Here is a 12,626-nt window from a genome sequence, read left to right on the forward strand (position 1 = left end):
ACTCCCTCCCTGCTTGCTCGAAGAAGGGGGATGGACCCGGCATCATGACGGAAACAGGGCCCGCGCGGCAGCTTCCGCATAGGTGAACAAGGGCCCGGGATAGACGAAGAACAACAGGGTGACGGCAGCGGTGCCGAACTGCACCCAGCCGAGGTCGCGGGCGATCGGGCGATCGAGCTGATCCACGGGCTCGTCGAAATACATCACCTTGACGATCCTCAGATAGTAGTAGGCCCCGACCACGCTCGACAGCACGCCGATGACCGCCAGCGTGTATTGGCCGGCTTGGATGGCGGCGAGAAACACGTAGAGCTTGCCGAAGAAGCCGGCGAGCGGCGGGATGCCGGCCATCGAGAACATGAAGATCGCGAGCCCCAGCGCCATCATCGGATGGGTCTTGGAGAGGCCGGAAAGATCGGTGATCTCTTCGACCAGGCGCCCGCGGCGACGCATGGAGAGCACGCAGGCGAAGGTCCCGGCGCTCATGAAGACATAGATCGCCATGTAGATGAGCACGCCGCGCATGCCGCCTTCATTGCCGGCGGCTAGCCCGATCAGCGCATAACCCATATGGCCGATCGAGCTATAAGCAAGTAGCCGCTTGATGTTGCGCTGGTTGATGGCGGCGAAGGCGCCGAGCAGCATCGAGCCGATGGAGATCAGCACGATGATCGGCTGCCAATCCTGGGTGGCCAACCCGAAGGGAGCGGTCATGACCCTGAGCAGTAGGATCATCGCCGCAAACTTGGGTGCCAGCGCCAAGAGCGCCGTCACCGGCGTGGGGGCGCCTTCGTATACGTCCGGCGTCCACATATGGAACGGCACCGCCGACACTTTGAAGGCCAGGCCGGCCACCAGGAACACCAGACCGAAGATGACGCCGATGGGCAAGCTGTCGGCGCGGGACAGCGCCAAGCCGATGGCATCGAAATTGGTCGTGCCGGTGCTGCCATAGATCAACGAGGCGCCGTAGAGCAGCAGGCCCGAGGACAAGGCACCGAGGACGAAGTATTTCAGCCCGGCCTCGGTCGAAGATTGGGAGTCTCGGCGAAACGCCGCCACGACGTAAAGCGCCAGGCTCTGCAGTTCGATGGAGAGATAGAGGCTGATCAGGTCGTTGGCCGAGACCATCATGATCATGCCCAGGGTCGAGAACAGCACCAGCAACGGGAACTCGAAGCGCTGCATGTCTTCGCGCCTGAGATAGTCATGCGACATGATCACGGCGATGGCCGAGCCCATGAGGATGAAGACCTTGGCGAACACCGCCAGCCCGTCGGTGACGAACAGCCCGCGCATGGTCACCACGCGGCCGCCATGACCGCCCATCAGCACCAGGATAGCGGTCACCGCGAGCGAGGCCACGACCAGCCAGGAGACCTGCCTGGTGGATCCATTGCCTTGGAAGACGCCGATGAGCAACAGCGCCATGCCGGCGAGCGCCAGGAAGATCTCGGGCAAGGTGGGCAGCAACTGCAATTCGGAAACCTGCATCGTCCTAGTACCGGTTGTCGGTGAGGAGGCGAAGATCGCCCTTGGGCAGATGGGCGACGGCGCGTGGGCCCGGCGGAGCCGCGAGCGACAGCTCGTAGCGCGCCACGAGGTTGAGCACCGAGGCGTTCATCGGCTTCAAGAACGAGGTGGGATAGATCCCCATCCAGAAGGTGACGAGCACGAGCGGGGCGAAGACCGCGATCTCGCGCGGGCTCAGATCCAAGATGACCTTGAGGTCCGGCTTCTCCAGCACGCCGAAGATGACCCGGCGATAGAGATAAAGCATGTAGGCCGCCCCCAGGATGCAGCCGGTGGTGCCGAGGAACGCCACCCAGGTATTTACCTGGAAGGCGCCCAGCAGCACCAGGAACTCGCCGACGAAGCCGCTGGTGCCCGGCAGTCCGACGCTCGCGAGCGTGAACACCATGAACACGAATGCGTAGCGCGGCATGCGATGCACCAGACCGCCATAGCGGGTGATGTCGCGGGAATGGATGCGGTCATAGACGACACCGACGATAAGGAACAGCGCGGCGGAGACGACGCCATGGCTCAGCATCTGGATGAGGGCACCCTGGATCGCCTGCAGATTGAGGGTGAAGATGCCGATGGTGACGATACCCATATGGGCGACCGAGGAATAGGCGATCAGCTTCTTCATGTCCTCCTGGGCCAGCGCCACCAGCGAGGTGTAGATGATCGCCACGACCGAGAGCGTGTAGATGAGCGGCGTGAACAGCTCGGTCGCCGCCGGCAGCATCGGCACCGAGAAGCGGATGAAGCCGTAGGCTCCCATCTTCAGGAGCACGCCCGCGAGGATGACCGAGCCCGCGGTCGGCGCCTCGACATGCGCATCCGGCAGCCAGGTGTGCACCGGCCACATCGGCACCTTGACCGAGAAGGACGATGATGAGGAACATCGGGATCAGCACTCCCTCGAAGAACAGATAGAACAGCACGAAGTCGAGCGCCGCGAACATGCCGACCATCAAGGTCTCGAGCACGAGGAAGGCGACCATGTACTCCTTGACCCGGCTCTGGATCGCCTGCCAGCTCGCCAGCACGCAGATCGGCGTCAGAAAGGTCGACAACAGCACGAAGAACATCGAAATCCCGTCGACACCCATGTGGTAGTTGATCCCGTAGGCGGGGATCCAGGACGCGGACTCGACGAATTGGAAATCGGCGCTGTCGGTGTCGAAATTCGTCCACAGCGGCAGCGACAAGAGGAAGGTGATGAGCGAGGTCCAGAGCGCGATGCTGCGGGCATTGCGGGCGACGATGTCCTCCGAGCCGCGGGAGAGGAGGATGAAGGCGGCCCCCACCAGCGGCAGGAAGGTGACCAGGCTCAAGAGCGGCCAATCGGACATGGCTAGCGGACCTGCCGGTAAAGGTAGAAGGACACCAGCACGACGACGCCGATCAGCATCGCGAAGGCGTAATGGTAGACATAGCCGGTCTGCAGCCGGCCCGCCCTGCGGGCGAGATCGCGGGTGACCGCGGCGAAGCCGTCCGGTCCGAGGCCGTCGATGATGGCGCCGTCGCCCGCCTTCCACAGGCCGCGGCCGATGGCGAAGGCCGGGCGCACGAACAGCCAGTCATAGAGCTCGTCGAAGTACCACTTGTTGAGCAGGAAGAGGTAGAGGCCGCGGAAGCGCCGGGCCATGACCCCGGGCCATTCCGGCCTGAGGATGTACATCACATAGGCCAGCGCGATGCCGATGATCGCCATGATCGTCGGCATGAGCTCGACCATCAGCGGCACGTGGTGGCTGACCTCGATCGGATCGGGATCGACGAGAATGGTGATGGAACGCGCCCAGAACTGCGTCCGGCCCTCGCCGACGAGATCGAAATGCAGCAGCAGGCCGGCGAACATCGCTCCGGCCGCCAGCACATAGAGCGGCGCCAGCATCACCTGCGGCGACTCGTGCACATGCTCCATGACGTGGCGATCGGCACGCGGCTTGCCGTGGAAGGTCATGAACAGCAGCCGCCAGGAATAGAACGCGGTCATCAGCGAGGCGGCGATGCCGAGCCAGAACGCGAAATGGGCAACTCCGGTGCCAGCGGCCCAGGCGGCGTCCAAGATCTGATCCTTGGAATAGTAGCCGGAGAAGATCGGCACGCCGGCGAGCGCCAGGCTGCCGATCCACATCAAAGCGTAGGTGATCGGGATCTTCCGCCAGATGCCGCCCATCTTGCGCATGTCCTGCTCGTTCGACATGGCATGGATCACCGAGCCGGCGCCGAGAAACAGCAACGCCTTGAAGAAGGCGTGGGTCAAGAGGTGGAACATCGCCGCCTCATAAGCCGACACGCCGGCAGCGAAGAACATGTAGCCGAGCTGGCTGCAGGTCGAATAGGCGATCACCCGCTTGATGTCGTTCTGCACCAGGCCGATGGTGGCGGCGAAGAATGCCGTCGAGCCGCCGACGATGGTGACGACCGCGAGCGCGGTGGGAGAGAGCTCGAAGAGCGGCGAGAGCCGGCAGACCATGAACACGCCGGCCGTGACCATGGTGGCGGCGTGGATGAGCGCCGAGACCGGCGTCGGCCCCTCCATGGCGTCGGGAAGCCAGGTATGGAGGCCGAGCTGGGCCGACTTGCCCATGGCGCCCACGAACAGGAGGAGGCAGATGACAGTGAGCGCGTGCCAGTCATGGCCGAGGAAGTTCAGGCTGGCGCCGGCCTTTCCCGGGGCGGCGGCGAACACCGTATCGAAGCTGACGGCATCGAACAGGAAGAACACGCCCATGATGCCAAGCGCGAAGCCGAAATCGCCGACGCGGTTGACGACGAAGGCCTTGATCGCCGCGGCGTTGGCCGAAGGCCGGTCGTACCAGAAGCCGATCAGGAGATAGGAGCAGAGCCCGACGCCTTCCCAGCCGAAGTAGAGCTGCAGGAAGTTGTCCGCGGTCACCAGCGCCAGCATGAAGAAGGTGAAGAGGCTGAGATAAGCCATGAACCGCGGCACCGACGGGTCATGGCTCATATAGCCGATCGAATAGATGTGGATCATGCAGGAGACGAGGGTGACCATCGCCACCATCGAGGCCGACAAGGAGTCGTAGCGGAGCGACCAGGCGACATCGAAGGCACCCGAGGAGATCCAGGTGAAGACCTCGATGGTGCGCACATTGCCGACCAGGCACACATCGACGAAGAGGAAGGCGCCGAGGACGGAGGCGAGGCCTAAGAGCCCGCAGGTGACGAGCTGCGCGCCCAGGTCGCCGATCCAGCGACCGAAGAAGCCGGCGATGAAGGCGCCGATAAGCGGCAGGAAGACGATCGAGGCAACCAGCAAGAGTTCAGCCCTTCATGAGGTTGATGTCTTCCACCGCGATCGAGCCGCGCTGGCGGAAATAGATGACGATGATGGCAAGCCCGATCGCCGCTTCGGCCGCCGCCACGGTCAGCACGAACATGGCGAAGACCTGTCCGACGAGGTCCCCCAGATGGGCCGAGAAGGCGACGAGGTTGATGTTGACCGCGAGCAGCATCAGCTCGATCGACATCAAGATGATGATGACGTTCTTGCGGTTGAGAAAGATGCCGAAGATGCCGAGCGTGAACAGGATGGCGGCGACGGTGAGGTAGTGGGAAAGCCCGATCTCGAGCATGGCTCAGACGCCTCCCCCGGTCGGCACCTTGACGACCGTGACCGTCTCCTCGCGGCGGCGGGCGAGCTGGCGCTGGATGTCCTGCCGGCGCACACCTTCGCGGGTCCGCAAGGTGAGCACGATCGCCCCGATCATCGCCACCAGCAGCACCATGCCGGAGGCTTGGAAAAGATAGATGTAGTCGGTGTAGAGCACACGGCCGAGGGCCGCCGTGTTGGTGACCTCGGTTGCCGGCTGCAACGGCTGCAAGGTCATCACTTCGGGCACGAAGGCCCAGGTGGCGAAGCCCAGCACCAGCTCGGCCAGCAGGATGATGCCGACCAGCCCGCCGATCGGCAGGTATTGCAACGCTCCATGGCGAAGCTCCGCGATGTTCACATCCAGCATCATGACGACGAAGAGGAACAGCACCGCCACGGCGCCGACATAGACGACGACCAGGATCATCGCCAGGAACTCGGCGCCGAGGAGGAGGAACAAGGCGGCGGCGTTGAAGAAAGCGAGCACCAGGAACAGCACGGAATGCACCGCATTGCGCGCCGAGATCACCATCACTCCGGAGGCGACGGCGATGGCGGCAAACAGATAGAAGCTCAAAGCGTGTACGATCATGCCGCCCCCCGGCGATCGTTATGGTGGAAACACGGCATCGGCACCACTGACCGCCCCCACCCTTGCCCTCCCCCACCTTCGGCGGGGGAGGGAATCGGAGGCTGATCATGCTCCCTCCCCCGTGCGGAGCGCGGGGGAGGGTCGGGGGGGGGGCAACGCGGCATGGTCAGACCGTGCGACATCATCGATAAGGCGCGTCCAACAGGAGGTTGGCGGCGATCTCGGTCTCCCAGCGGTCGCCGTTCGCCAGCAGCTTGTCCTTGTTGTAGAAGAGTTCTTGGCGGCTCTCCGCGGCGAATTCGAAGTTCGGCCCCTGGACGATCGCATCCACCGGACAAGCTTCCTGGCAGAAGCCGCAATAAATGCATTTGGTCATGTCGATGTCGTAGCGGGTGGTGCGGCGGCTGCCATCCTCGCGCGGCTCGGCCTCGATGGTGATGGCCAGGGCCGGACAGACCGCCTCGCACAGCTTGCAGGCGATGCAGCGCTCCTCGCCGGTCGCGTAGCGGCGGAGCGCATGCTCACCGCGAAAGCGCGGGCTCAGCGGCCCCTTCTCATAGGGATAATTCAGCGTCACCTTCGGCTTGAAAAAATAGCTGAGCGTCAGCGCCATCCCCGAGAAGAGCTCGGAGAGCAGCAGGCTGCGCGCGCCGCGGTCAAGAAACGCCATGTTTCAATCCCTCCTCCAGGCACCCAGCCCCCGTAGCGCCGGCGGGCCAGGCCGCACCCGGAATAAGCTCAAGGCAGCCAGTCGAACGTCACCAGCACGCCCGCGGTCAGCACGACCCAGGCGAGCGACAGCGGCAGAAACACCTTCCATCCCAGCCGCATCAGCTGATCGTAGCGGTAGCGCGGCAGGGTCGCTCGCACCCAGATGAAGACGAAGAGCAGGAAGGAGACCTTGAGGACGAACCACACAGGCCCCGGTATCCAGGTGAACGGCACGATCCCGAACGGCGGCAGCCAGCCGCCCAGGAACAGGATCGTGGTCGTGCCGCTCACCAGGATCATGTTCGCGTATTCGCCAAGGAAGAAGAGAGCGAAGGTCATCGCCGAGTATTCGACGAAGTACCCTGCCACCAGCTCCGACTCGCCCTCCGGCAGGTCGAAGGGCGAGCGGTTGGTCTCGGCCAAGCCGGAGACGAAGAAGACCACGAACATCGGCAACAGCGGCACGCAGAACCAGACGGTCCGCTGCGCGTTGACGATGTCGGTCATGTTGAGCGAGCCCACGCAGAGGAGCACGGTGATCATGACGAAGCCGATCGAGACTTCGTAGCTCACCATCTGGGCAGCCGAGCGCAAGGCGCCGAGGAAGGCGTATTTCGAGTTGGACGCCCAGCCGGCGATGATGATGCCGTAGACGCCCAGCGAGGAGATGGCGAAGAGATAGAGGATGCCGACATTGATGTCGGCCAGCACGATGCCGTCGCCCACCGGGATCACCGCCCAGGCGACCATCGCCAGGCTGAAGGTCAGCATCGGCGCCAGGAAGAAGAGGACCTTGTTGGCGCCGGAGGGAAGCACCGTCTCCTTGAACAGGAGCTTGAGGCCGTCGGCAATCGGCTGCAGCAGTCCAAAAGGCCCCACCACATTGGGGCCGCGGCGGAGCTGCATGGCCGCGATCACCCGGCGCTCGGCGAGGGTGAGATAAGCCACGCACAGCAACAGCGGCACCACGATCGCCACGATCTGGGCGACGATGATCGCTGTCGGCATGGCGTAGCCGGTCCAAAACTCACCCATCGGTGCCGGTCTTTCCGCTCGCCCGCCCCAGAATCTCCTCCGTGCAGCGCGCCATGGTCGGCGAGGCGCGGCTGATGGGGTCGGTCATGTAGTAGTTGGCGATCGGCGGCTGGAACGGCTCGGAGGTCATCGGCCCGGGCAGCCCGAAGGCGCCCCAGGGTGCGGGCGTAATGGCATCGAGGGTACCGAAGACCGGATTCGCCTCGATGAGCTTGGCCCTGACTTGGCCGAGCGAGTCGAAGGGCAGACGATGCCCGAGCGCCTCGGAGAGCGCTCTCAGGATCTTCCAGTCCTCCCGCGCCTCGCCCGGCGGGAAGGAGGCAAAGCGCGCCACCTGCACCCGTCCCTCGGTGTTGACATAGGTGCCGTTCTTCTCGGTGTAAGCGGCACCGGGCAGGATCACGTCGGCGCGGTGCGCGCCGGCATCGCCGTGATGGCCCTGATAGATGACGAAGGCCTGGCCGAGCCGGCTCATGTCGATCTCATCGGCGCCGAGGAGATAGACGACCTCGATCTGGCCCTTGCCCGCTGCCTCGAGGATGCCGGCGACGTCGCGGCCGCCCGAACCCGGCACCAGGCCGAGATCGAGCCCGCCGACGCGCGCGGCCGCCCGGTGCAGCACGCTGAAGCCGTTCCAGCCCTCGCGCTGCATGGCGCTGCGCTCGGCCAGCTCGCGCGCGGCGGCCAAGACGGCGGCACCGTCGGCGCGGGCCAACGCCCCCTGCCCCAAGATCAGCGTCGGGAACTTGGCGGCCTTGAGGGTGGCGGCGAAGGGATGCTTGCCGGCGGCGAGCTCGGCCAGGCTGGCCGGGCCGGCGCCGATCCGCTCCACCCCATAGGTCAGATCGAGAACCGGCCCGATCGAGGCGATCTGGGTCCGGGCGAGCAGCGAGCGCTTGCGGATGCGCGCGTTCACCATCGGCGCTTCCCAACGCGGATTGGTGCCGATGAGGAGGATGGCGTCCGCCTGCTCGATGCCGGCGATGGTCGCATTGAAGAGATAGCTCGCCCTCAGCTTGGCATCGAGCTTGGCGCCGTCCTGGCGGCAATCGATATTGGGCGAGCCCAGCCTCTGCATCAGGAGCTTGAGCGCCAGCATCGCCTCGGCGTCGGCGAGATCGCCCGCGATCGCGGCGATGCGCTCGCCGCCGGCAGATTTGAGGCGCCGCGCCACCGTCTCGAAGGCCTCGGCCCAGCTCGCCGGCACCAGCTTGCCGTCGCGCCGCACATAGGGCCGGTCCAGGCGCTGATGCTTGAGGCCGTCGGCGGCGTAGCGGGTCTTATCGGCGATCCACTCCTCGTTCACGCCCTCGTTGAGGCGGGGGAGCACGCGCATGACCTCGTTGGCCCGGGCGTCGACGCGAATATTGCTGCCGACCGCATCCATGACATCGATGGACTCGGTTTTGTGCAGCTCCCAGGGTCTGGCCGCGAAGGCATAGGGCTTGGAGGTGAGCGCGCCAACGGGGCAGATGTCGACGACGTTGCCGGAGAGCTCGGAGGTGAGGGCTTGCTCCAGATAGGTGGTGATCTCGGCGTTCTCGCCGCGGTAGAGGAGGCCGATCTCGTCCACGCCGGCGACTTCGCTCGCAAAGCGCACACAGCGCGTGCAGTGGATGCAGCGGGTCATGATGGTCTTGACCAGCGGCCCCATATACTTGTCCTTGACCGCGCGCTTGGCTTCCTGGTAGCGGCTGTGGTCGAAGCCGTAGCCCATCGCCTGGTCCTGCAAATCGCATTCGCCACCCTGATCGCAGATCGGGCAATCGAGCGGATGGTTGATCAAGAGGAACTCCATCACGCCCTGGCGCGCCTTTTTCACCATCGGCGTGTTGGTCTTGATCACCATATTGTCGGCGGCGGGCATGGCGCACGACGCGATCGGCTTCGGCGACTTCTCCATCTCGACGAGGCACATGCGGCAATTGCCGGCGATCGACAGGCGCTCGTGATAGCAGAAGCGCGGGATCTCCTCGCCGGCGAGCTCGCAGGCTTGCAGCACCGTGGTGCCGGGAGGCACCTCGACTTCGACGTCGTTGACCTTGAGCTTCGGCATGGCCCCTACTCCGCCGCGATCTTGGCGCCGCCGTCGCCGGCCAAGACGCGCCGCTCGAGCTCGGGCCGGAAGTGCCTGAGCAATCCTTGGATCGGCCAGACCGCCCCTTCGCCGAAGGCGCAGATGGTGTGGCCCTCGACCTGCTTGGTCACGTCCTCGAGCAGTCCGATGTCGCTCAAGGTCGCCTGGCCGCGCGCCATCCGCTGCAGCATGCGGTAGATCCAGCCCGTGCCCTCGCGACAGGGGGTGCACTGGCCGCAGCTCTCATGCTTGTAGAAGAGCGCGAGCCTGGCGAAGGCACGCACGATGTCCGTCGATTTGTCCATGACGATGACCGCACCTGTGCCCATGCCCGACCTCGCGTCGCGCAGATAGTCGAAGTCGAGCTGGATCGTGTCGCAGGTCGCCTTCGGCAGGACCGGCATGGAGGAGCCGCCGGGAATGACGGCCAAGAGGTTGTCCCAGCCGCCGCGCACGCCGCCGGCATGGCGCTCGATCAGCTCGCGGAGCGGCACGCCCATGGCGTCCTCGACATTGCAGGGTCGCTCGACATGGCCGGAGATGCAGAACACCTTGGGCCCGGTGTTGTTGCGCCGGCCGATGCCGGCGAACCAGGCGGCCCCACGCCTGAGGATCGTCGGCACCACGGCGACGGTCTCGACATTGTTGACCGTGGTCGGGCAGCCCCATACGCCGCAGAAGGCGGGAAACGGCGGCTTCAGCCGCGGTTGGCCCTTCTTGCCTTCCAGACTCTCGATCAGCGCCGTCTCCTCGCCGCAGATATAGGCGCCGGCGCCGCGATGCAGATAGATGTCGCAGTCGAAGCCGCTGCCGCAGGCATTCTTGCCCAGCAGCCCGGCCGCATAGGCCTCGTCGATGGCGCCCTGCAGATTGGCGTGCTCCTCGTAGAACTCGCCGCGGACATAGATGTAGCAGGCATGCGCAGCCATGGCCGAGCAGGCGATGAGGCAACCTTCGACCAGCTTGTGCGGCTCGTGCCGCAAGAGGTCGCGGTCCTTGCAGGTGCCGGGCTCGCCCTCGTCGGCATTGATCACCAGATAGTGCGGCCTGCCGTCCGGCTGCTTGGGCATGAACGACCATTTCATGCCGGTAGAGAAGCCGGCGCCGCCGCGGCCCCTGAGCTCGCTCTTCTTCATCTCGTCCACGATCGACTCGCGGCCCTTGAGGATGAGATCCTTGGTGCCGTCCCAATCGCCGCGCGCCCTGGCGCCTGCCAGGCGCCAATCGGCCTGGCCGTAGAGATTGGTGAAGATGCGGTCGCTATCGGCCAGCATCAATCGCTCCCATTCGGCTTCAGGGTGTTCTCGAACTTCGCCCCGAGGGCAGCCGAGGTTTGGCGCTGGACCTGCGGTCCGGGCTTCGGCTTCTCGCCCCGGGCCAGGGCATCGAGGATCCGCGTGGTCGAGGCCGCATCGAGGTCCTCATAGAAGGCCTCGTTCACCTGCATCATCGGCGCATTGACGCACGCCGCCAGGCACTCGACCTCGACGAGGGTGAACAGGCCGTCGGGCGTCGTCTCGCCGACGCCGACGCCGAGCCGCTTCTTGCAGGCATCGAGGACGGCATCCGAGCCTCTAAGCCAGCACGGCGTGGTGGTGCAGACCTGCACGTGGTTGCGGCCGATCGGCGTCAAGTTGAACATGGTGTAGAAGGTCGCCACCTCGCGCACGCGAATGGGCGCCATGTCCAGCATGCGGGCGACATGCTCCATGGCCGCGATCGGCAGCCAGTTGCCGTGCTGGCGCTGGGCCAGCTCCAAGAGCGGCAATACGGCGCTCTGCTGCTTGCCGGCGGGGTATTTGGCGATGATCCGCTTCGCCCGCTCGAGGTTGTCGGGTGTGAATGAGAAGCTCTCGGGCTGCGCCACGTCCTTATGGGCGGCGGGCTGGCTCATCGATCAATCTCGCCGAAGACGATATCCATGGAGCCGAGGATCGCCACCGAATCCGCCAGCATGTGCCCCTTGGAGCAGAACTCCATCGCCTGCAGATGGGTGAAGCCCGGCGCGCGGATCTTGCAGCGGTAGGGCCGGTTGGTGCCGTCGGCGACGAGATAGACGGCGAACTCGCCCTTGGGCGCCTCGACCGCGGTGTAGGTCTCGCCCGCCGGCACGTGGAAGCCTTCGGTATAGAGCTTGAAATGATGGATGAGCGCCTCCATCGAGCGCTTCATGTCGCCCCTGGGCGGCGGGGTGATCTTGCGGTCCTTGGAGACGTGCGGGCCGTCCGGCATCTTGTCGACCGCCTGGCGGATGATGTTGAGCGACTGGCGCATCTCCTCGACGCGCACGAGATAGCGGTCGTAGCAATCGCCGTTCTTGCCGATGGGTATGTCGAAATCCATGTCGGCATAGGCGGCATAGGGCTGGGCTTTGCGCAAGTCCCAGGGCACGCCCGAGGCTCTCAGCATCGGCCCGGTGAAACCCCAGTCGATCGCATCGTCCTTGCTGACGACGCCGATATCGACCGTCCGTTGCTTGAAGATGCGGTTCTCGGTCAGCAGGCCTTCCATGTCGTCGACGACCTTGGGGAACTGATCGGCCCACTTCATCACCGAATCGAGGAGACCCGCCGGCAGGTCCTGATGCACCCCGCCCGCCCGGTAGTAGCAGGCGTGCAGCCTGGCACCTGAGACCCGCTCGTAGAACTCCATCAGCAGCTCGCGCTGCTCGAAGGCCCACAGCAAGGGCGTCATCGCGCCCACGTCGAGCGCATAGGCGGTGACATTGAGCAGGTGGTTCAGGATCCGGGTGATCTCGTCGAACAGCACGCGGATGTATTTGGCCCTGGGCGGCACCTCGAGACCGAGAAGCTTCTCCACCGCCGCCACGAAGGCGTGCTCCTGGCACATGGGCGAGACGTAATCGAGGCGGTCGAAATAGGGGATCGCCTGCAGATAGGTCTTGTATTCGATCAGCTTCTCGGTGCCGCGGTGCAGGAGCCCGATATGCGGATCGATACGCTCGATGATCTCGCCGTCCAGCTCCATGACCATGCGCAAGACCCCGTGCGCAGCCGGATGCTGCGGTCCGAAGTTGATGGTCATCGGCTTGATGGTTTGCTCGGCCACGGTGC

Annotated in this window: 10 protein-coding genes and 1 pseudogene; all 11 read right to left on the reverse strand. The window is 64.9% G+C overall.

Going from position 1 to position 12,626, the window contains the following annotated elements:
• Positions 1 to 42: 42 nt before the first annotated feature.
• The gene (gene nuoN / locus HY058_16530) at positions 43 to 1,494 is read right to left on the reverse strand and encodes an NADH-quinone oxidoreductase subunit NuoN (protein MBI3498906.1); all 1,452 of its coding nucleotides are present in this window, start codon (positions 1,492 to 1,494) and stop codon (positions 43 to 45) included.
• 4 nt (positions 1,495 to 1,498) lie between these two features.
• Positions 1,499 to 2,864, reverse strand: a pseudogene (locus HY058_16535) (NADH-quinone oxidoreductase subunit M).
• 2 nt (positions 2,865 to 2,866) lie between these two features.
• Positions 2,867 to 4,798, reverse strand: coding sequence for an NADH-quinone oxidoreductase subunit L (gene nuoL / locus HY058_16540; protein ID MBI3498907.1), 1,932 nt, complete (start codon positions 4,796 to 4,798; stop codon positions 2,867 to 2,869).
• Positions 4,799 to 4,805: 7 nt separating this feature from the next.
• Positions 4,806 to 5,117: an NADH-quinone oxidoreductase subunit NuoK gene (gene nuoK, locus HY058_16545; protein ID MBI3498908.1), complete on the reverse strand. Its 312-nt coding sequence runs from the start codon at positions 5,115 to 5,117 to the stop codon at positions 4,806 to 4,808.
• Positions 5,118 to 5,120: 3 nt separating this feature from the next.
• Positions 5,121 to 5,729: an NADH-quinone oxidoreductase subunit J gene (locus tag HY058_16550; protein ID MBI3498909.1), complete on the reverse strand. Its 609-nt coding sequence runs from the start codon at positions 5,727 to 5,729 to the stop codon at positions 5,121 to 5,123.
• Between the two features lie 181 nt (positions 5,730 to 5,910).
• Complete coding sequence (gene nuoI, locus HY058_16555; protein MBI3498910.1) at positions 5,911 to 6,399, reverse strand: NADH-quinone oxidoreductase subunit NuoI; 489 nt, start codon at positions 6,397 to 6,399, stop codon at positions 5,911 to 5,913.
• A gap of 68 nt (positions 6,400 to 6,467) precedes the next feature.
• Entirely contained in the window at positions 6,468 to 7,475 is a 1,008-nt protein-coding gene (gene nuoH, locus HY058_16560) for an NADH-quinone oxidoreductase subunit NuoH (GenBank protein ID MBI3498911.1), read from the reverse strand.
• Entirely contained in the window at positions 7,468 to 9,531 is a 2,064-nt protein-coding gene (locus HY058_16565) for an NADH-quinone oxidoreductase subunit G (protein MBI3498912.1), read from the reverse strand. Before HY058_16565 ends, nuoH begins: the two co-directional genes overlap by 8 nt.
• Before the next feature lie 5 nt (positions 9,532 to 9,536).
• Positions 9,537 to 10,826 (reverse strand): NADH-quinone oxidoreductase subunit NuoF, encoded by a 1,290-nt coding sequence (gene nuoF / locus HY058_16570; protein ID MBI3498913.1) that lies wholly within the window; start codon positions 10,824 to 10,826, stop codon positions 9,537 to 9,539.
• On the reverse strand, positions 10,826 to 11,446 hold the full coding sequence (gene nuoE / locus HY058_16575) for an NADH-quinone oxidoreductase subunit NuoE (GenBank protein ID MBI3498914.1): 621 nt from the start codon (positions 11,444 to 11,446) through the stop codon (positions 10,826 to 10,828). The genes nuoF and nuoE overlap by 1 nt, the downstream gene beginning before the upstream one ends.
• Positions 11,443 to 12,621 carry an NADH-quinone oxidoreductase subunit D gene (locus HY058_16580; GenBank protein MBI3498915.1) on the reverse strand — a complete coding sequence of 393 codons (1,179 nt, stop codon included), beginning with the start codon at positions 12,619 to 12,621 and terminating at the stop codon, positions 11,443 to 11,445. Before HY058_16580 ends, nuoE begins: the two co-directional genes overlap by 4 nt.
• Positions 12,622 to 12,626: the final 5 nt, after the last annotated feature.

This window comes from Pseudomonadota bacterium (genome assembly GCA_016195085.1).
Taxonomy (GTDB): Bacteria; Pseudomonadota; Alphaproteobacteria; order SHVZ01; family SHVZ01; genus JACQAG01.